Annotated in this window: 15 protein-coding genes and 2 pseudogenes; 7 read left to right on the top strand and 10 right to left on the bottom strand. The window is 71.6% G+C overall.

What is annotated here, in order from left to right:
- Nucleotides 1-127 precede the first annotated feature (127 nt).
- From ACIF80_RS23205 to modA, 3 genes are read right to left on the bottom strand one after another with little or no spacing between them, the layout of a single operon-like run.
- Nucleotides 128-1228, bottom strand: coding sequence for an ABC transporter ATP-binding protein (locus tag ACIF80_RS23205; RefSeq protein ID WP_399807682.1), 1101 nt, complete (start codon nucleotides 1226-1228; stop codon nucleotides 128-130).
- A complete protein-coding gene (gene modB / locus ACIF80_RS23200) occupies nucleotides 1225-2088 on the bottom strand; it encodes a molybdate ABC transporter permease subunit (protein ID WP_399807679.1) in 864 nt (287 codons plus the stop codon). Before modB ends, ACIF80_RS23205 begins: the two co-directional genes overlap by 4 nt.
- The gene (gene modA / locus ACIF80_RS23195; RefSeq protein ID WP_399807677.1) at nucleotides 2085-2906 is read right to left on the bottom strand and encodes a molybdate ABC transporter substrate-binding protein; all 822 of its coding nucleotides are present in this window, start codon (nucleotides 2904-2906) and stop codon (nucleotides 2085-2087) included. The genes modB and modA overlap by 4 nt, the downstream gene beginning before the upstream one ends.
- A gap of 843 nt (nucleotides 2907-3749) precedes the next feature.
- Here modA and ACIF80_RS23190 point away from each other — a divergent pair.
- The 4 genes from ACIF80_RS23190 to ACIF80_RS23175 all read left to right on the top strand — a co-directional run bounded on the left by ACIF80_RS23190 (nucleotide 3750) and on the right by ACIF80_RS23175 (nucleotide 7966).
- Nucleotides 3750-5291: a polysaccharide lyase family 1 protein gene (locus tag ACIF80_RS23190; RefSeq protein WP_399807676.1), complete on the top strand. Its 1542-nt coding sequence runs from the start codon at nucleotides 3750-3752 to the stop codon at nucleotides 5289-5291.
- A gap of 196 nt (nucleotides 5292-5487) precedes the next feature.
- The gene (locus tag ACIF80_RS23185) at nucleotides 5488-6747 is read left to right on the top strand and encodes an MFS transporter (RefSeq protein WP_399807674.1); all 1260 of its coding nucleotides are present in this window, start codon (nucleotides 5488-5490) and stop codon (nucleotides 6745-6747) included.
- Nucleotides 6748-6816: 69 nt separating this feature from the next.
- A complete protein-coding gene (locus tag ACIF80_RS23180; protein ID WP_399807671.1) occupies nucleotides 6817-7398 on the top strand; it encodes a sugar O-acetyltransferase in 582 nt (193 codons plus the stop codon).
- 7 nt (nucleotides 7399-7405) lie between these two features.
- The gene (locus tag ACIF80_RS23175; RefSeq protein ID WP_399807669.1) at nucleotides 7406-7966 is read left to right on the top strand and encodes a TetR/AcrR family transcriptional regulator; all 561 of its coding nucleotides are present in this window, start codon (nucleotides 7406-7408) and stop codon (nucleotides 7964-7966) included.
- Between the two features lie 55 nt (nucleotides 7967-8021).
- On the opposite strand, the gene ACIF80_RS23170 is transcribed toward ACIF80_RS23175, so the two are convergent.
- The 7 genes and pseudogenes from ACIF80_RS23170 to ACIF80_RS23140 all read right to left on the bottom strand — a co-directional run bounded on the left by ACIF80_RS23170 (nucleotide 8022) and on the right by ACIF80_RS23140 (nucleotide 15899).
- Nucleotides 8022-9371, bottom strand: coding sequence for an MFS transporter (locus ACIF80_RS23170; protein WP_399807667.1), 1350 nt, complete (start codon nucleotides 9369-9371; stop codon nucleotides 8022-8024).
- Nucleotides 9372-9376: 5 nt separating this feature from the next.
- Complete coding sequence (locus ACIF80_RS23165; protein ID WP_399808234.1) at nucleotides 9377-9832, bottom strand: GNAT family N-acetyltransferase; 456 nt, start codon at nucleotides 9830-9832, stop codon at nucleotides 9377-9379.
- A 174-nt stretch (nucleotides 9833-10006) separates the two neighbouring features.
- Nucleotides 10007-11167 (bottom strand): annotated as a pseudogene (locus ACIF80_RS23160) (type III PLP-dependent enzyme); the annotation flags it as partial.
- Nucleotides 11164-12540, bottom strand: a complete 1377-nt coding sequence (locus ACIF80_RS23155; RefSeq protein WP_399807665.1) for a DUF6271 family protein — start codon at nucleotides 12538-12540, stop codon at nucleotides 11164-11166. The pseudogene ACIF80_RS23160 and the gene ACIF80_RS23155, both read right to left, overlap by 4 nt.
- Complete coding sequence (locus ACIF80_RS23150; protein ID WP_399807663.1) at nucleotides 12537-13595, bottom strand: phytanoyl-CoA dioxygenase family protein; 1059 nt, start codon at nucleotides 13593-13595, stop codon at nucleotides 12537-12539. Before ACIF80_RS23150 ends, ACIF80_RS23155 begins: the two co-directional genes overlap by 4 nt.
- 235 nt (nucleotides 13596-13830) lie before the next feature.
- Nucleotides 13831-14925: pseudogene (locus ACIF80_RS23145) on the bottom strand (glycoside hydrolase family 3 protein); the annotation flags it as partial.
- A 209-nt stretch (nucleotides 14926-15134) separates the two neighbouring features.
- Complete coding sequence (locus ACIF80_RS23140) at nucleotides 15135-15899, bottom strand: GntR family transcriptional regulator (protein WP_399807661.1); 765 nt, start codon at nucleotides 15897-15899, stop codon at nucleotides 15135-15137.
- A gap of 371 nt (nucleotides 15900-16270) precedes the next feature.
- Here ACIF80_RS23140 and ACIF80_RS23135 point away from each other — a divergent pair, with 371 nt between their 5' ends.
- From ACIF80_RS23135 to ACIF80_RS23125, 3 genes are all read left to right on the top strand, one after another.
- A complete protein-coding gene (locus ACIF80_RS23135; RefSeq protein WP_399807658.1) occupies nucleotides 16271-17545 on the top strand; it encodes an extracellular solute-binding protein in 1275 nt (424 codons plus the stop codon).
- 88 nt (nucleotides 17546-17633) lie between these two features.
- Entirely contained in the window at nucleotides 17634-18620 is a 987-nt protein-coding gene (locus tag ACIF80_RS23130; RefSeq protein WP_399807656.1) for a carbohydrate ABC transporter permease, read from the top strand.
- Nucleotides 18617-19447, top strand: coding sequence for a carbohydrate ABC transporter permease (locus ACIF80_RS23125; RefSeq protein WP_399807654.1), 831 nt, complete (start codon nucleotides 18617-18619; stop codon nucleotides 19445-19447). Before ACIF80_RS23130 ends, ACIF80_RS23125 begins: the two co-directional genes overlap by 4 nt.
- The last annotated feature ends 8 nt before the right edge of the window (nucleotides 19448-19455 follow it).

The following is a 19455-nucleotide window of genomic DNA, read 5'->3' as shown; positions in this document are numbered from 1 at the left end:
TCCGGTGGCCCTCGCCCGCGCGACGAAGCAGGTTCGCGCCCTCCCGGCGAGCCGCTCGAACTGACCGGGCCCGGTATCGGGCCCGGTCCTGCTCAGCTGAACCGGGCCGGTCCGGTTCCGTCCCAGGTCAGACCGGATAGGCTTGGGTCTGGGCCGCCTTGAGCGCGGCCCAGACCTCCGCGCCCGGGTGGAGGCCGAGTTCGGCGGCGGCGACCGTGGTGAGGTCGGCGGCCAGGGCGAGTTCGCCGGTGAGGTCCACGCGGATCTGGTCGCCGTGGGTCTCCATTCCGGCGACCTCGCAGTGCCAGAGGTTGCGCGCGCTGGAGCCGGTGGGGCGGCTGCTGTGGAGGGTCACGGCGCCGGGCGGGAACGCGACGAAGACCTGGCCGGCCAGATCCTCGGTGGTGGTGAGCGCCGGGCCGCCGTCCAGCCGTACGGTGTGGCCCTCGGCCCGGCCGGTGTAGAGGTTCAGGCCGACCAACTGGGCGATGTAGTCGGTGCGCGGGTGACGGGCGATGTCCCGGGGCGTTCCCTCCTGGACGACCCTGCCGTGCTCCACGACCACCAGACGGTCGGCCAGCACCATCGCGTCGAGCGGGTCGTGCGTGACCAGAACGGCGACGGCCTCGAATTCGGCCAGATGGCGGCGGAGTTGGGCGCGTACGTCCAGGCGGGTACGGGCGTCCAGGGCGGCGAGGGGCTCGTCGAGGAGGAGCAGTCGGGGGCCGGTGGCCAGGGCACGGGCGAGGGCCACGCGCTGGGCCTGGCCGCCGGAGAGACGGCGGGGCTTGGCGGCGGAGTGCTCCGCCAGACCCATGCGGTCCAGCCACGCGGCGGCCGTCGCCCGTGCCTGGGCCTTCGTGGCTCCCTGGCAGCGGGGGCCGAAGGCCACGTTGTCCAGGGCGGTGAGGTGCGGGAAGAGGAGGTAGTCCTGGAAGACGACACCCACGGGGCGGGCCTCGGGCGGCCTGCGGGTCAACTCCGTTCCGTCCAGGTGGAGATGGCCGGTGGTGAGGGGCGTCAGCCCGGCCAGGGCGCGCAGCGCCGTGCTCTTGCCGGCACCGTTCGGGCCGAGCAGGGCGACGACCTCGCCCGGCGCGGCGGTGAGCGCGATGTCCAGGCGGAAGGTGCCGTGGTCGACGACGAGACGGGCGTCGAGGCCCTCGGGTGCGGGGGCGCCGGTGTCGTCGCCGGTGAGGTCGTGTCCGGGTGTACCGGTGCGGGTCATGACGCGGTGATCCAGCGGTCGCGCAGGCCGGCCAGCACCGCGATCGAGACGGCGAGCAGGACCACACTGAGCGCGATGGCCGCCTCCGGGTCGCTCTGCAGGGCGAGGTAGACGGCGAGGGGCATGGTCTGGGTCCGGCCGGGAAAGTTGCCGGCGAAGGTGATCGTCGCCCCGAACTCGCCCAGCGCCCGCGCCCAGGCCAGCACCGAGCCCGCCGCGATGCCGGGTGCGATCAGCGGCAGCGTGACCCGGCGGAACGCGGTGAAGCGCGACGCGCCCAGCGTGGCCGCGGCCTCCTCGTACCGGCGGTCGGCGGCCCGCAGCGTGCCCTCGACGCTGATGACCAGGAACGGCATCGCCACGAACGCCTCCGCGACCACGACCCCCGCCGTGGTGAACGGCAGGCTGATACCGAACCAGGCGTCCAGCCACTGCCCGACGATGCCGTTGCGGCCCAGCGCCATGAGCAGGGCGACACCGCCCACCACCGGCGGCAGGACCAGGGGAAGTGTCACCAGCGCCCGGACCAGGCCCCGGCCGGGGAACTCCGTGCGGGCCAGCAGCCAGGCCAGCGGTACGCCGAGGACCAGGCTCACCGCCGTCGCCGCGGTGGCGCACACCAGGGAGAGCCGCAGGGCCTGCCACACGGCGGGGCTGGTCAACTGCTCGGGCATGCTCTGCCACGGGGCCCGGACCAGCAGCGCGAGCAGCGGCACCAGCAGGAACGCCAGCGCGAGGAGCGCGGGGAGCAGCAGGAGCAGTGGCACGCCCTGTCGGCCGCCCGCTCCCGGACGGCGGCGCCGCGGTCCGGCACCCTTACGGGTGCCCTCATGGGCGCCGGAGGTGTCCACCGGGGTCACGGCGCCAGGAACCCGGCGTCCGCCAGCACCCGCCGGCCCTCGCCGGACCGCACGTACGCGATGAACGCCTCGGCCGCCTCGGCGTTCGGGGCGTTCTCGAGCAGGGCGATCGGGTAGTCGTTGACGGCCTCCGCGGCCTCGGGGAAGTCCACGCCCTCCACCTTGTCACCTGCCGCGCGCACGTCCGTCCTGTACACGAGGGCGGCGTCGGCCTCCTTCAGCTGGACCTTCGTCAGCGCGCTCTTGACGTCCTGCTCGTACGACACCGGGGTGAGCTCCAGGCCGGAGGCGTCCAGCGCCGTCTGCGCGGCGGCCCCGCACGGCACCCCCTTGTCGCACAGGACGACCTTCAGCTCCGGATCGGTCAGGTCCCTCAGTGAGGAGACGCGGTGCGGGTTGCCCGGCAGGGTGGCGATCTCCAGCTGGTTGCGGACGAAGGTGGCCGGGGTTCCGGAGGCGTCCCCCGCGTCCGTGACGATCTTCATCGTCCTGGGGCTGGCGGAGGCGAAGACGTCGGCGGGGGCACCGCTGGTGATACCGGCGGCGAGACTGTCGCTGCCGCCGAAGCTGAACGTGACCTCGGTACCGGGGTTGGCCTTCTCGAACCGCTCGCCCAGCGTCGTGAAGCTCTCCGTGAGGGAGGCCGCGGCGAACACGGTCACCGTGCCGGACGGCTCACCCGGGGCGGAGCCGGACCCGGAGCCGGCCCCGCCCGCGGACGACGAGCAGGCCGTCGCGGCTCCCAGAACCAGCAGCACGGCAGCACCGGCACCGGCCCACCGGGGCAGGCGGGTCCGGGGTGCGGGGCGGGTCGTCACAGGACTTCTCCCTCTGCTCACTGCTGCTCGCGGACCGGTCCAGCGGGAACGCATGAGCTGATGATAATGCCGCAGATGCAAGCTGCACATGTCCTTTCGCATGGCACCAGCTGGCTATGTGAAATCGAGGGATGGCATGTGCGGGTTGTTCGGTACCGCTGCCCGGGTGCCGTCCTCCGGGAGGTGGTGATCCATGAGCACCCGGAACCGCGCAGGGCCGACCTCGACGCGGGTCCCGGCCTCTTCGCCGCCCGGAGCCGGTCCGAGGTCCAGAGGGGAGCTCGGGCGGCCTTCCTCCGAACTCCGCTCCTCCCGGTATGAGATGAGCGCGAACGGCTGCTGGTGTATGAGATACGAAAGAGCGCACCCATGGTGTCCGGAGCCTTGCCAGGCCGACGGAGGCCGCCTTATTCTCGCGGTGAGAAAGCGCTTTCCCCCGGTTGTCGGTTCGGGGCCAGTGGAGGGAAGCCGCCGCATCCGCCGGTGGCTTCGCGCACGAGCCGCCACAGGTCCGGCGTGGGAGTACGGCCGCGGTGATCCCGTGGCCGGCGCCGACCGGCATGCCGACCGGGAGAGGAAACGGCACCCGTAACACCACAGCACCCGCTCACAGCACCCGCAGCAGGGCAGGGCCAGGGCGCCCGCAGGGCGCGATCACAGTACGGCCGCGTACGCAGCGAGTGGCCGAGCACGGCCGAGCGCGGCCGCATCCGTCCGGAGGGATGTCCGCCGGATTCGACCGCCCCTATGTGACATGCCCATGCCATTAAGGTCGGCCGTCGCGGCTGTCCCGGCCCATGCCACCTGTCCCCGGCACGTGCAGACGAACAGGGAGAGACACGGATGAAGAGATCAGCAGCAGTGCGCCTCAGCGCGACGCTGGCCACGGCGGCCCTCGCGGCCGCGACCGGGCTGGTGGTGTCGATGCCTTCGGCGGCGGCCGTGACCGGCAGCGCCACCGGCTACGCCACCCAGAACGGCGGGACCACCGGCGGCGCCGGCGGGCAGACCGTGCGCGCCACCACGGGCACCGCGATCCACTCGGCCCTGTGCAGCCGGGCCAGCAGCAGCACCCCGATCATCATCGAGGTCCAGGGGACCATCAACCACGGCAACACCACCAAGGTGTCCGGCAGCAGCTGCAACACCGCGGCCGGCGTGATCGAGCTCAAGCAGATCAGCAACGTCACGATCGTCGGGGTCGGCAGCGGTGCCGTCTTCGACCAACTGGGCATCCACATCCGGGAGTCCAGCAACATCATCATCCAGAACGTGACCGTCCGGAACGTCAAGAAGTCCGGCTCGCCCACCTCCAACGGCGGCGACGCCATCGGCATGGAGAGCGGCGTCCGCAACGTCTGGGTCGACCACGCCACGCTCGAGGCGTCCGGCGGGGAGTCGGAGGGCTACGACGGCCTCTTCGACATGAAGGACAACACCCAGTACGTGACCCTGTCGTACAGCATCCTGCGCAACTCCGGCCGCGGCGGCCTCATCGGGTCCAGCGAGAGCGACCGCTCCAACGGCTACGTCACCTTCCACCACAACAAGTACGAGAACATCGACTCCCGTACACCGCTGCTGCGCGGCGGCATCTCGCACATCTACAACAACCACTACGTCGACCTGCACGAGTCCGGCATCAACTCCCGGGCCGGAGCGCGCGCGAAGGTGGACAACAACTACTTCGAGGACTCCAAGGACGTCCTCGGCACCTTCTACACCAGCGAGGCCGGCTACTGGCAGGTCAGCGGCAACATCTTCGACAACGTGACCTGGTCCGCCCGCAGCGGGGACAACCAGCCCGCCGGCCCCGACCCGACGTCCAACACCTCGGTCAGCATTCCCTACTCCTACAGCCTCGACAGCGCGAGCTGCGTACCGGACGTGGTGAACCGGACGGCCGGCGCCAACAAGGGCAACCAGGTTTCGAACGGCAACTGCACCCCGCAGACCCCGGGCCCGACCGATCCCACGGATCCCACGGATCCCCCCACGGACCCGACCGATCCCCCCACCGGGACCAACCTCAGCCTCGGCGCCGGTGCTGACGGCTCCAGCAAGGCCAGTGGGACGAGCTACGGCAATGTGATCGACGGCAACCTGGGCAGCTACTGGTCGCCGAGCGGCTCGACCGGTTCCGTCTCGGTCAAGTGGTCGTCCGCCACCTCGGTGTCGAAGGCCGGCATTCGGGAGGCGGCCGGCTCCGAGGGGGCCATCCGCAACTGGAGGGTCCTCAACCACGACACCGGAGCCGTTCTGGCCTCCGGCAGCGGAGCGGGCGTCAGCTCCTTCCCGCGGACCTCGCTGAAGAAGATCACCTTCGAGATCACCAGCTCGAACGGCAGCCCGCGGATCGCCGAGTTCGAGACCTACAACGGCTAGGCGGGTCCCGGAAGCCGGAAGCCGGAAGCCGGAAGCCGGAAGCCGGAAGCCGGAAGCCGGAAGCCGGAAGCCGGAAGCCGGAAGCCGTCACGCGTCCGGCTCCAGGTCCCCGCCCGGGACCCGGGGCCGGGCGTCGGCGGTGGTGCCGGAAAAAGGGGAGTGTACGTTCGTACGCTCTGCGGATAGGGTCCGGCGTATGACCATTGACGTACTGCGTCGGCCGGGCCCGGCCGAGCGGCAGGCTCGCGCAGCCGTTGCCGTGCTCTTCTTCACCAACGGCGCGCTGTTCGCGAACCTCCTGCCGCGCTATCCGCAGATCAAGGCGGAACTCGGCATCGGCAACGCCGCCTACGGGCTGGCCGTCGCGGCGTTTCCGGCGGGGGCCGTCGTGGCCGGACTGGGGGCGGGAGTCCTGGTCCGCCGGCTGGGCTCGGCGCGGGCGGCGGTGGTGAGCACCCTGCTGACCGCGGCCGGAATTCTCGTCGCCGGTCTGGCGCAGTCGGTGGTGCTGTTCGCGACGGCGCTGTTCCTGGCCGGCGCCATGGACGCGTTCACCGACGTCGCGCAGAACGCGCACGGGCTGCGGGTGCAGCGCCGCTACGGGCGCTCCATCATCAACTCCTTCCACGCCATCTGGTCCATCGGCGCCGTCACCGGCGGAGCCATGGCCGCCGGTGCGATCGCGCTCGATCTCCCGCTCGGCGCGCACCTGCTGATCTCGGGCGTGCTCTTCGGGGTCGCCGCCTGTGTCGCCCTGCGGTTCTGCCTGCCGGGACCCGACACCGAGCCGGCCGAGGAGACGGGGACGGGGACGGAGACGGAGACGAAGGGAGAGCCGCGGGAGAAGGGGAGCGCCGGCGGCGGGCGTTCGGCCGTGACCTCGCGGACGCGGTACGTGCTGGCCGCGCTCGTTCTCATCGCCACCGCCGGCACGCTCGTCGAGGACGCGGGCAACTCCTGGGCCGCGCTCTACCTCTCCGGCTCGCTGAACGCGTCGGCGGCCCTGGCGGCCTCCGGCTTCATCGCCCTGGTCGGGGCCCAGTTCATCGGCCGGATCCTCGGCGACCGGCTCGTCGACCGGTTCGGCCAGCGCGCGGTGGCCCGCGCCGGCGGCTTCATCGCCGCGGCCGGCATGGGCCTGGCGCTGGCCGTGCCCACCGTGCCCGGCACGATCCTCGGCTTCGCCGCGGCCGGGTTCGGCGTGGCGACCCTGGTGCCGGCGGCGATGCACGAGGCCGACGAGCTGCCCGGACTCAAGCCCGGATCGGGGCTGACGATCGTCTCCTGGCTGATGCGGCTCGGCTTCCTGCTCTCCCCGCCGATCGTCGGCCTCGTCGCCGACGAGGCCGGCCTGCGCCTCGGCCTGCTGGTGGTGCCCCTCGCGGGCGCACTCGTGGTCGTGCTCGCCGGAGTGCTGGGAGCCCGGAAGCGTCAACCGGCAGACGGCGAAGGGTAGGAGAGGCCACGGCGACTGCCGGACGCAATGAGTGTACGTTCGTACGCTCCAGGGTGTACCGTCGGTTTCATGGCGACGGACTACTTCGCGCAGGACCCCCGTACGAACCTGGAACGGATGCAGGCGGGCGACCTCTACATCGCCGACGATCCGGAGATCGCCCGCCGGCAGCAGGAAGCCGTACGGCTGGCCGCCCGCTTCCAGGCCGCCTTCGTCGAGGACGCGGCCGCGGCGCAGTCGATCCTCACCGAACTGCTCGGCGCGGTGGGCGAGGAGGCGCATGTGCGCCCGCCCCTGTACGTCGACTACGGCAGCAACATCACCATCGGGGCGCGCACCTTCGTCAACTACAACCTGACCGCACTGGACGTCGCGGCCATCGTCATCGGCGAGGACTGCCAGATCGGCCCGAACGTCCAGCTCCTCACCCCCACGCACCCCGTGGAGCCGCAGCCCCGGCGCGACAAGCTGGAGGCCGCACAGCCGATCACCATCGGCGACAACGTCTGGATCGGCGGCGGCGCCATCGTCCTGCCCGGGGTGACCATCGGGGACAACTCCGTGATCGGGGCCGGCGCGGTCGTCACCAAGGACGTGCCGGCGAACGTGATCGCCGTCGGCAATCCCGCCCGCCCGGTCCGCGACATCTGAGGCTCCCGTGGCCACCGGACACACCGACCCGCAACGGCGCGAACGCATCATCGCCGCCACCCTCGACCTCATCGCCGAGGAGGGCCTCGCGGCGGTCTCGCACCGCAAGATCGCCCGACGCGCCGGGGTGCCACTGGGATCGATGACATACCACTTCAGCGGGATGGACGAGCTGCTCAGGGAGGCGTTCGGCGAGTTCACCGGCCGTGCGGTCGAGGTCTTCGACACGTATCTCTCGGCGCCGGCCGGCCGGGAGGAGGCCATCGAGGCCGTGGCCGACCTCGTCCACGCCCTGTCCGAGGGCAGTCGGCACGACCTCGTGCTCACCCAGGAGCTGTACGCCCTCGCCGCCCGCCGGCCCGCCTACCGGGAACTCACCCACGAGTGGATGCGCCGCAGCCGGGTCCACCTCGAGAAGTACTTCGACCCGGACACCGCCCGCCAGCTCGACGCCCTCATCGAGGGACTGACCCTCCACCTCGCCCTGTCCCGGCAACCCCACGCCCGGGCCCTGACGCTCGACGCGATCACCCGCATCACGGCAACCGGCACACCCCGGAAGCCCTGAGCGGGACCCCCAGCCGCCCGTGCGGCACAGTCCTGACCACTGTGCCGCACGGGCATCACATCTCAACCGGTCCTGTCCCCGCCCCCGTTCCCGCGCCTGTCTCCGTCCCGGCTCCGTCCCCGTCGTCCCCGTCGGCACCGGTCGGGGCGGCCTCGCCCGGCCTCCGCCAGGTGACGCGCCGCGCGGAGACGGACACCAGCAGCGCCGAGGCGGCGACCACCGCCATGCCGACCGTCAGATCCGTCCGGCCCGCCACGAAGCCGATCAGCGCCGGGCCCGCCAGCAGCCCGGTGGTGCCCATGGCGGCGACCAGGGCCAGGGCCCTCGGACCCTCCGCGGCGGCCGCGACGTAGAGGCAGGGCGTCACGGTGGCCATGCCCAGGCCCACGCAGGCGAAGCCGATCAGCGCGGGCCAGGTCCCGCCGGCGACCAGGGCGAGCGCGAGACCGGTGCCGGCCACCACACTGCCGACGTGGACGACCCGTGCGTCGCCCAGGCGGCTCCGCCAGCCGTCGCCCAGGAGGCGGGCCAGCACCATCATCACCGAGACCACGGCGATGCCCAGCGGCGCGAGCTGCCCCGACGCGCCGGTCTCCGCCGTGAGGTAGAGCGCCGACCAGTCGTTCATCGCCCCCTCGGTGACCGTGCCGAACACCATGGCGCAGCCCAGCCAGAGCGCCGCCCCGGAGGCACCCGCGAAGCGCCGGACGGCCCCTGCGGTGCCCTTCGCGGCGCCCTCCTCCGACGCCTCGGCCTTCCCGGTCGTCTCCTCCTGCCCGGGCCCCGGAACCTGCTCGTCCGCCGACAGACGAGGGCGCGCGGCGGCGAGCAGCAGCAGGAGCAGGGCCGCGGCGACGGCGAAGTGCGCGGACACGGTGTGCGTCACGACGTTCATCCCCGAGGCGAGGAGCGCGGCCGCGAGCGAGCCCGCACTGAACGTGGCGTGCAACTGCGCCATCGCGGCCCGCCCGGACCGGGCCTCGAGTGCCGCGCCCTGTGCGTTCATGGCGACGTTCAGACAGCCGACGGCCACCCCGTCGACGAAGACCACCAGCAGGGCGAGGGGATAGGAGCCGGCCGCGGACAGCGCCGGCAGCACCGCCGCCAGAGCCAGTGCCGACCAGAGCGCCAGACGCCGCGAACCGAGCTGCCGCATCAGCCGGGCGACCAGCGGGAAGGACACCGCGGCGCCGACCCCGCACACCATCAGCAGCAGACCCAGCCCTGTTTCGTCGAGGCCGAACCGGTCCTTGAGGGCGGGCAGCCGGGAGACCCAGGTGGCGTACTGGAAACCGAGGAAGCAGAACAGCGCGGCGATGGCCAACTGGTCGCGACGGAAGGCGTCGAGCGCACGGGGTACGAGCGCGCGGGGTACGAGGGTACGGGGGACAGGGGTGCGGGGCATGGGCGTCAGCCCTCCGTTTCAGGGCCGGCGGGCCGGCCGCCCGGGACCGGGCCGGACATGTAGACCGCGTTCTCGCCGTAGCTCGCGGGGAGTTCGACCCGCCGGTCGGGCCGGAACCCGTGCCGGGCCCAGAAGCTCTCGGTGCCCCCCACGGCGATCAGGGAGACCTCCTCGTACACCTGCCGTGCGGCCGTGGTGAGATGGCGTACGAGCCTGCTGCCCAGGCCCCGGCCGCGCAGGTCGTCGGCGACGACCAGATCGTGCAGGTGCAGATGGGAGGAGGTGAAGGACCGCTCCTCGGGCCGTTCCAGGTCCGGGTACCGCGACGGCGGGTAGGGCAGGGCGAGGACGTAGCCGGCGATCCGGTCGCCGGTCTCCAGGACGAAGCAGGTCGCCGGGGAGGCACGGCCCCGGGACTCCAGTGCCTCCCGGCCCTCGGACAGCCCGGCGGGCGCGTACACCCCGGCCTCCAGGGCGGCGACCCGCGGCCAGTCGTCCTCGGTGAGGGGACGGATGCGCAGACCGTCCGGTACCCGACCCCGTCCCAGCACCTGCTCCCGACCGGAGCGGCCCGCGGAACCGCCCCTGCCGCCACCGCCATTACCGCCACCGCCGCCACCGCCCCCGCCGTCGCTCCCGCCCACACAGCGGTGGGGGAGCGGGGCGAAGCCGTTGAAGCCGCGGGTCATGTAGCTGGTGGCGTAGGCGCCGCTGGACAGCACCCAGACCGGGTCGCCCGAAGCGAGCGCCTTCGGCACGAGGACGTGGCGGTGCTCGGGCGCATAGGAATCGTCGCTGTCGCAGGTGGGGCCCGCGACGACGGCGGGGACCAGGTCGGCGCCGGCCGGGTGGGTCGGAAAGACGAGCGGATACTGCACCTCGTCCATCTCGTAGAGGCCGTTGAACTTCCCGCAGCTCAGGTAGAGCCAGTACGCGCGTCCCCCGTCCGGCCGCCGGCGTGAGGTGAGCCGGGAGACGTGCGCCCTGACGGCACCGTGGTCGGCGACCAGATGGCGCCCCGGCTCGACCAGGAAGTCCAGCGGGCCCGGGGCGAGTTCGCGGAGGCGTTCCATGCCCTCGCGCAGCACGGCGAAGATCTTGTCCAGCGGGGGGTCCAGCCGGTCTCCCCGCCGGTCCGTGTAGCCGAGCGCGGGCAGGCCGCCGCCGAGGTTGACGTGATCGGGCGCGATCCCCTGCGCGTGCAGTGCCGTCAGGACCTCACCCAGCGTCGCGAACGCCTGCTGCCAGGCCTCGGTGGTCATCTGCTGCGACCCGACGTGCACCGACAGCCCGGCGGGAACCAGACCCGCCTCCCGCACCGACTCCATTACGCGTACGGCGTCGTCCGCCGAACAGCCGAACTTCCGGCTCAGCCCCCACAGGGCTCCGTGGCCCGTGGTCGCCAGGCGGCAGAACACCCGGGAGCCCGGGGCGTGCGCGGCCAGCGCCGCCACGTCCTCCGGACTGTCGGTGGCGAAGTCCCGTACGCCGAGCCGGTAGGCCTGGGCGATGTTCTCGTCGGACTTGACGGTGTTGCCGTAGTGGATCCGGTTCACGGGTGCGCCCGTGGTGAGGGCCTGGACGATCTCCCGGGGACTCGCCGCGTCGAACCCGGCGCCCCGGCCGGCCAGGCACGCCAGCACCTCGTCCACGGGGCACGCCTTCATGGCGAACCGCACGCCGACGCCGGGCAACTCCCCGGTCAGCGCGTCGAACCGGGCGGCGATGCCGTCCAGATCATGGATGATCCGGTCGTCCGGGGCAGCCGCGAGCGCGGCACGCAGCGCCGGATTCACCGGACCGCGCTCCGGGGCCGGGCGGCGCCACCGGGGAGGGCCGCGCTCCGGACGTCCGTCGTCCGGCTCGCGTCCACCAGCGCCGCCCAGCCGTCGATCAGCAGCACGAAGTCCTCGATGTCCCGCCCCGCCTCCGCCAGCAGCCGTTCCCGGTCCGCGGCCACCCGCTCGGCGAACTCGGCGTACTTCCCGCCCAGTCGCCGGTAGGTCCGCCGGACGACGTCCAGCCGGCGCTCGTTCTCGGCGCGGTCCAGCCGCACGCTCCGTGCCAGCAGGGCGCGGACCGGCGCCGCATCGAGCCGCTGCCCCTCGTCGAGGAGGGCGGGGCCGGCCTCGGCCATGCCGGCGTAGACGAAGTGGAAGTGGAGCATCGACAGCAGGAACTTCACGAACCGCCGCTGGTACGCCATGAACCCGGCATGCGTACGGCGCTCCCCGGTGTAGAAGTTCTCGATGTCCCGGTTGTGCAGGACACCGGGCAGGGTGGCGTCGTGCACGGCGTGGACGAGGAAGTAGTCGCTGCCGATGGTGTCGGTCGCGGGCGGCAGCGGCAGCCGCTCGTACACGTCCTGGTGGAAGGCGATGTTGCACATGTCCACCCGCATGGGGTCGACCAGGGTCAGCGTCGCGTGGTCGCCCCGGAAGGGAAGCAGCCCGGCACCCTTGAAGGACTCCTCGACCAGGCCCGCCCGCTCCTCCTCGGACCACTCGGCCGGGGCCCACAGGCCCACGACCGTGTCGTACGCGTCCTTGTCGAGTTCCCGGATGCCGCCGATGTCGACGGACAGTTCCCCGATGAAGGACGCACCCACCATCGCCACCGGCCGATGGGCGAGCGACGGGTCGAGGTTCACCTCCGACACCCCGGCGGACGCGTCGGCGGCCCGCTTGCCGAGAGACGCCAGCTCGTGATGGACCGGGAAGACGGGCTCGCCCTCCCACACCTGGTAGCGGCTGTCGGAGTCCCGGCGGTGCACCGAACGGCACCCCAGAGCGGCCGCGACGAGGAACGCCCGGTCGGTGCAGGCGCCGTACGAGACGCCGTCCGGGAGCAGGAGGCCGAGCAGGCGGTCCGGCTCCGGCAGCGCGGCGCGGTCGATCACGGCCCGCAGGAAGGCCCGTTGGGCCTGCTCGTCGAGGTGGTGCACCACGACACCCGGCACCACGGGCAGTCCGGCGACGGTGCGGGCGTGCGCCGAGACGGTCGGCGCGTCGGAGGAGTCGAGGATCAGAAAGTGCACCTCGACCCCGAACTCCCGTGCGGCGTACGCCGCTTCGGCGGCGACGGCGGAGATGGTCGCCGGACACGCCCGGTTCGTCGGGAGCGTCAGGCCGACCCTGTGCCGGCGGGGAACGCCGGGCGTCCCGGTCATCGCGCCCGCCCGGGACGGTCACCGTGCTCGTGCCAGGAGTCCAGGCCCAGCAGTTTCCGCCCCAGAGCGTCGAGTTCGGCGGTGCCGTACCGCTCGGACTCGTGCCGGGTCGCGTCGCCGAGCAGGGTCGCGTTCCAGTCCGGTGTGCTGAGCGTGCGCCAGGACTCGATCCGGGACCGGCGCAGCTCCTCGTGCTCCTCCAGCGCCGGCATCATCGACAGGTACTGCACCGCCCGCACCCCGTCGGCGGACGTGTTGGGCGCCACGCCGTGCGCCAGCATCCCGTTGAAGATCAGCAGGTCGCCGGCGTTGAGCCGGGGCCGGATCACCGGGAACTCGGCCCGGTCGACACCGGGCCGGATCGGGTCGCGGCCGGCGGGCCGGCCCACCTTCCACTCCTCGAACCGGTGGAAGAGCTCGGGCGAGCACTGGAAGCCGCCCTGGTCCGGCTCCGTGTCCGTGAGCGCGACGATGCCCTGCACCCGCTGCGGCGGCACACTGGCCGTGGTGTCGACGTCCCAGTGCAGCTCGATGTCGAAGCCCTCGTCCGTCGGCTCGATGAACGACCGGGAACGGTTCCCCACGTTGGGCGGGTTGAGGTTGAGACGGTCCAGGGTGACCCAGAGCTCCTCGCAGTCCCACACGTCGGCGAAGGCGTCGTGGACGCGCTGCGACTGCCTGCTGTCCCACAGCAGTTGGTGGTGGTACGCCTCGACGAAGCCGTAGACGTACAGGTCCCGGTCCAGGTCCGAGCGGAAGGTGCGCTCCTCGTACCAGGTCTCGGGACGCTGCGGGTCGAGGCCCTGGAAGTCCCAGGCGAACTCCAGCAGCAGCTTGGCCGCGTCCGGGGATATCGCCTCCCGGACCACCACGTAGCCGTACGTCTGCCAGGAGGCGAACTCCTCCTCGGAGAGCACCCGCAACGGCCGGGACTTGGTGAGATGCCGCAGCTGGGTCTCGGCGAGGTAGGTCTCGCCGTCGGCACTGAAGTACGGGCGCTCGGAAGCGGCGCGGTGTAAGAAGCGGTGGTGTGTCGGGCTGTGGTGTGTCGTCATGCGGTCACTCCGGAGATCCTGGGTCGGTGGTGCGGTGGTGCGGTGGTGCGGTGGTGCGGTGGTGCGGTGGTGCGGTGGTGCGGGAGGGGCAGGGGCGCGGGGTCGGGAGGTCAGGCGCGTTCGGGCAGGAGGACAGGGCCCGGCCGCGTCGGCGCCTGTGCGCGCGACCGGGACATGGGGGAAGGAGGAGGGCAGAGGCCGGGGTGAGGTGAACCGGTCAGGTGCTGCGAACCGCGGCGTGCCGGACCGCCGCCGGGCCGATGCCGGCCCCGGCCCTGTTGCCGGAGCCGGCCGCGTCCCGCCGCAGTCCGCCCGACCAGCGGGCGAACTCCTGTACGCGGGAAGCGGCTTCGGCGAGCCGCTCCTCCGGCAGGCGCCCGTCCCGTACGGCGCGGACCAGGGCGTCGGCGAGCCGGGCCGTGGTCCGTTCGTCCGCGTGCCCGTGCCCGCCGCCGACGCAGACCGCGTCGGCCCCCGCGGCGACGGCCCGGACGGTGGCGCCGGCCATGCCGTAGCGGTCGGCCACGGCGCCCATCTCGACGGCGTCGGTCACGACCAGACCGGTGAAGCCGAGTTCGCCGCGCAGCAGGTCCTGGGTGACGGCGCGGCTCAGGGTCGCCGGCCGGCGGTCGTCGTAGGCGGGGACCAGCAGGTGGCCGGTCATGACGGCCCGCACGCCCGCGTCCATCGCGGCGATGAACGGCGGCAGCGCGGTCAGGGCCACGGTCCCGGCCCGTGCCGGCACCTGCGGCAGCCCGAGACGGCGGCTGACAACGGTGTCGCCGTGGCCCGGGAAGTGCTTGGCGCAGGCGGCGATCCCCGCCGACTGCAGGCCCCGTACCCACGCGGCGGCATGCCGGGAGACCACGTCGGTGCGCGCGCCGAAGGAGCGGACCCCGATCACCGGGTGGTGCGGAGCGGGGGCGACGTCGGCGCTCGGCGTGTGGCTCAGGGTGATGCCGAGCGTGTGCAGGTCTCGCCCGACGCCGTGGGCGACCCGTTCGGTGACATCGATGTCGTCGAGGGTGCCCAGCGCACGGTTGTCCGGACGGAACGCCCCGGTGCGGGCGTCGGGGCGGGTGGCGTCGCCCGCCTCCTCGTCGAGGGCGATGACGAGGTCGGGGTTCTCGGCGTGCAGCGCGGAGGTGAGCGCTGCCACCTGCTCGGGGCCGTGGATGTTGCGGCCGAACAGGACGACGGAGGCGAGCCCCTCGGAGATCCGGCGGCGCACCCAGTCCGGCACGGTGGTGCCGGTGAAGCCCGGCTGGAGCACGGAGTGCGCCAGTCGCAGCAGACGCGGGTGACCGCCGATGCGGCCGTGGTCGGCCATGCGGGACCTCCGGACGGAGTGGTGCGCGTGACGGGAAGGGAAGGGGGAGGATCGCGGCGCGGGAGGGCGCCCGATGCGACGGATTCAGGCCTGATGGCCCGGACTGATCGGTGCGTTGGATATTGGCCTGGACCAATGATGCGTGTCAAGGAACATCTGAACCCGAGCATGTCAAGAGGGGTTCCGTCGGCGCCGAGGTGCGGACGGCGTCAAGGTGCGGGCGGCGTCAGCGTCGCCGTGAACCGGTACCGAGAGCCGCGGTACACCGCGCGGACCCACTCCACCGGCGTTCCCGTCTCGTCCCGCGAGTGGCGGGACAGCAGCAGCATCGGCAGGCCCACGTCCGTGTGCAGCAGTCCGGCCTCCCGCGGCGTGGCGGGGAAGGTCTCGATGGTCTCGTCGGCCTCCGCCAGGCGTACGCCGTACACCTCGGTGAGTGTCGTGTAGAGCGAGGTGCGGCGGGCCAGGTTCCGGCGCAGGCCGGGGAAGCGGCGCGCGGACAGATGGGTCGCCTCGATCGCCATGGGCTCGCCCCCGGCCAGCCGCAGCCGCTCGACGCGCAGCACCTTCTCGCCCCGCTCCACCTCGAGCAGGGCCGCCAGCTCCTCACCGGCCGCCATGTAGTCGATGTTCAGGACCCGCGAGGCGGGGGTGAGGCCCTGGTTGCGCATGTCCTCGGTGTACGAGGTCAGTTGGAGGGTCCGGTAGATCTTCGGGCGGGCGACGAAGGTGCCCTTGCCCTGGATGCGGACCAGCCGGCCCTCGCTCACCAGCTCCTGAAGGGCCTTGCGGACGGTGGTGCGCGAGGTGCGGAACTCGAGGGCGAGGAAGCGCTCGGCCGGCATCGCCGAACCCGGCGGGCGCGCCTCGGTCATTCCCAGTAAGCACTGCTTGATGCGGTAGTACTTCGGGACGCGGCCGAGGGGGTCCGGTACCCCCGTGTCGGCCCGGGCGCTGCTGAGGTCCGTGCTCATGACCTGCCTTCCGGCTGCGGGGTCCGGCGGCGCGGACGGCAGGCGCCGGCCGCGGTGCACGTCGGCGGACTGCCGGGTTCGGCGCCGCACGCTCGGCGGTCCCGTTATAACCGCACACCCTCTTTTGGTCTAGTCCAACCCTCGACACGTCCCCGTTTGGGGGGAGTTGCAGGCCCCGGAGGGGGTGCCGGAAGCGGCTCGGGCGATTGACCGCGCGACCCTTGACAGGGCCATAGGTCTAGGCCAAGCTCCCCCTTGCTGGTCTAAACCATTTAGAGGAAGCCGGGTCCCAGCCCGCCGAGTGCCGCGCCGTTGCGAGGGTCACCGCCGAGGGTGTGGGTGTGGAAGGCATTCCTGAGGAGGGGTGGCGCGTGAAGCGCAAGCTGATAGCCGCGATCGGGGTCGCGGGCATGTTGTTCTCCGTCGCTGCGTGCGGGGGAGACGACGGCGACGGCAAGAGCACCGGGGCGGACGGCTACGAGGGCCAGACGCTCACCGTGTGGGTGATGGACGGCTCCTCGCCCGACGATTGGCAGAAGGACCTCGCCACGGAGTTCGAGACCAAGACCAAGGCGAAGGTCAAGTTCGAGGTCCAGCAGTGGAACGGCATCCAGCAGAAGCTGACCACCGCCCTGTCCGAGGAGAACCCGCCCGACGTCTTCGAGGTCGGCAACACGCAGACCCCGGCCTACGCCAAGACCGGCGGCCTCGCCGACCTCACCGAGCTGAAGTCGTCGATCGGCGCGGACTGGACCGAGTCCCTCAACGAGTCGTCCGTCTTCGACGGCAAGCAGTACGCGGCGCCGTGGTACTTCGCCAACCGCGTGGTCCTCTACAACAAGAAGGTCTGGGCCGACGCGGGCCTCAAGGACACGCCCACGACCCGCGACGAGTTCTACGACGCGCTCAAGACGATCGGTGACAAGACCGACGCGGAGCCGATCTACCTGCCCGGACAGAACTGGTACCACTTCGTCGGACTCGTCATCGGTGAGGGCGGCGAACTGGTCAAGAAGGACGGCGACAAGCACGTCTCCAACCTCGACGACCCGAAGGTCGCCGCCGCCATGGAGACCTACAAGAAGTTCCAGGCGCTGTCCAAGGCGCCCAAGGACAAGGACGAGGCCACCCCGCAGCAGGGCGAGGTCTTCGCCAAGGGCGACGTCGGCGCGTTCATCGGCATGGGCTGGGAAGCCGGCATCGCCATCGAGGCCAACCCGAAGATCGAGCAGGACATCGGCTACTTCACGATCCCGGGCGACACGGCCGGACAGCCCGAGGGCGTCTTCCTCGGCGGCTCCAACCTCGCCGTCGCCGCGGGCAGCAAGAAGCAGGACCTCGCCCAGGAGTTCCTGAAGCTCGCCCTCTCCGACAAGTACGAGGGACAGCTGGCCAAGCTCAACGGCGTCATCCCCAACAAGGAGTCGCTGCAGGGCAACCTGAAGGGCAACGCCCCCGCCGAGGCCGCCGCACCGGCCGCCGCCGTCGGTGGCACCACCCCGCTGATCCCGGAGTGGGCCGCGGTCGAGAACGCGCCCAACCCGATCAAGGCGTACATGACGGCCGTGCTCAACGGCAAGTCCCCGGCCGAGGCCGCCGCGCAGGTCGAGGGCGAGTTCAACAAGCGCCTGGCGCAGGAGCAGTAGGCGCGCGAGCGCACGGACCGGAGCGCGGGGCCGGCCACACGGCGGCCCCGCCCCGGCGTTGAGTACGTCGAGAAGAGAGATCGCGAGCATGACCGTGCAGACCGAACGGCCGCCCTCCGGGCCGGCGGACGTCCGCAAGACGGGCGACGGGGGACCCGGCAGGCCGACATCCCGAGCCGCGTCGCGTGCCGGCGCGCTCGCCCCGTACCTGTTGCTGCTGCCCGCCTGCGCGGTCACCGTGCTGCTGCTCGGCTGGCCGCTGCTGAAGGACGTACTGCTGTCGTTCCAGAACCTCAACATGGCGCAGCTGATCCAGCACGTCACCGAGTGGAACGGCATCGACAACTACAAGGAGGTCCTCACCGGCGAGGACTTCTGGCGGGTCACCCTCCGCTCCATCCTGTTCACGGCGGTCAACGTCGCCCTGACCATGGTCCTGGGCGCGCTGACCGGTCTCCTGCTCGCCCACCTCGGCAAGCGGATGCGGTTCACCCTGCTGATCGGCCTGGTGCTGGCCTGGGCCATGCCCGTGGTGGCCGCCACCACCGTCTACCAGTGGCTGTTCGCCCAGCGCTTCGGCGTCGTCAACTGGGTCCTGGACAAGCTCGGCTGGCACTCCATGGCGGACTACAGCTGGACCAGCAGCCAGATGTCGACGTTCTTCGTCGTCACCCTGCTGATCGTCTGGATGTCCGTCCCGTTCGTCGCGATCAACCTCTACGCGGCGACCACCACCATTCCCGGCGAACTGTACGAGGCCGCCTCCCTCGACGGCGCCGGCCTCTGGCGCAGCTTCACCACGGTCACCCTGCCGTTCCTGCGGCCGTTCCTCTACGCCACGACGTTCCTGGAGATCATCTGGATCTTCAAGGCGTTCGTCCAGGTCTTCACCTTCAACGGCGGCGGCCCCGACCGGCTCACCGAGATCCTGCCCGTCTACGCCTACGTCGAAGGTGTCGGAAACCAGCACTACGGCATGGGCGCGGCGATCGCCGTACTGACCATCCTGATCATGCTCGGCCTGACCGCCTACTACCTCAGGATCGTGCTCAAGCAAGAGGAGGACGAGCTGTGAAGCGCTCGCTCTTCGGCCGCCTGTGGCCCAACGTCACGGCCGTCGTCCTGTTCGTCATCTGTGTCTTCCCCGTGTACTGGATGTTCGCCACGGCGTTCAAGCCGACCGGCGACATCATTTCGGAGACCCCCGTCTGGTTCCCGACCGAGGTCACGTTCGAGCACTTCAGGACCGCGACCGACGCAGACCACTTCTGGACGTACGTCCGCAACTCGCTGACCGTCACCTGCCTGGCCGTTCTCTTCTCGCTGTTCATCGCGCTGGCCGGCTCCTTCGCCCTGGCGCGCATGCGGTTCAAGGGGCGGCGTGGCTTCGTCATCGGCTTCATGCTGGCCCAGATGGCGCCCTGGGAGGTCATGGTCATCGCGATCTACATGATCGTGCGGGACGGTTCGATGCTGAACAGCCTGGTGCCGCTCACGGCCTTCTACATGATGATGATCCTCCCCTTCACCATCCTGACGCTGCGCGGCTTCGTCGCCGCCGTGCCGAAGGAGCTGGAGGAGTCGGCGATGGTCGACGGCTGCACCCGCGCCCAGGCGTTCCGGCGGGTCATCCTGCCGCTGCTCGCGCCGGGACTGATGTCCACCTCCATGTTCGGCTTCATCACCGCGTGGAACGAGTTCCCCCTCGTCCTGGTGCTCAACAAGGACGCCGGGGCGCAGACCCTGCCGCTGTGGCTGTCCAGCTTCCAGACCCAGTTCGGCAACGACTGGGGCGCGACCATGGCCGCCTCGTCGCTCTTCGCCGTCCCCATCCTGATCCTCTTCGTCTTCCTGCAGCGCAAGGCCGTCAGCGGCCTGACCGCGGGCGCAGTGAAGGGATAACGCCACCC

It is taken from the genome of Streptomyces sp. NPDC085927, from assembly GCF_044540975.1.
In the GTDB taxonomy this organism is placed as follows: Bacteria; Actinomycetota; Actinomycetes; order Streptomycetales; family Streptomycetaceae; genus Streptomyces; species Streptomyces hirsutus.
This window is presented reverse-complemented; position numbering and strand designations above follow the sequence as displayed.

Coding starts and splice junctions, on each gene's coding strand:
- ACIF80_RS23205 (WP_399807682.1), bottom strand. CDS start 1,228: ATGACCCGCACCGGTACACCCGGACACGACCTCACCGGCGACGACACC.
- ACIF80_RS23190 (WP_399807676.1), top strand. CDS start 3,750: ATGAAGAGATCAGCAGCAGTGCGCCTCAGCGCGACGCTGGCCACGGCG.
- ACIF80_RS23185 (WP_399807674.1), top strand. CDS start 5,488: ATGACCATTGACGTACTGCGTCGGCCGGGCCCGGCCGAGCGGCAGGCT.
- ACIF80_RS23180 (WP_399807671.1), top strand. CDS start 6,817: ATGGCGACGGACTACTTCGCGCAGGACCCCCGTACGAACCTGGAACGG.
- ACIF80_RS23170 (WP_399807667.1), bottom strand. CDS start 9,371: ATGCCCCGCACCCCTGTCCCCCGTACCCTCGTACCCCGCGCGCTCGTA.
- ACIF80_RS23155 (WP_399807665.1), bottom strand. CDS start 12,540: ATGACCGGGACGCCCGGCGTTCCCCGCCGGCACAGGGTCGGCCTGACG.
- ACIF80_RS23150 (WP_399807663.1), bottom strand. CDS start 13,595: ATGACGACACACCACAGCCCGACACACCACCGCTTCTTACACCGCGCC.
- ACIF80_RS23140 (WP_399807661.1), bottom strand. CDS start 15,899: ATGAGCACGGACCTCAGCAGCGCCCGGGCCGACACGGGGGTACCGGAC.
- ACIF80_RS23130 (WP_399807656.1), top strand. CDS start 17,634: ATGACCGTGCAGACCGAACGGCCGCCCTCCGGGCCGGCGGACGTCCGC.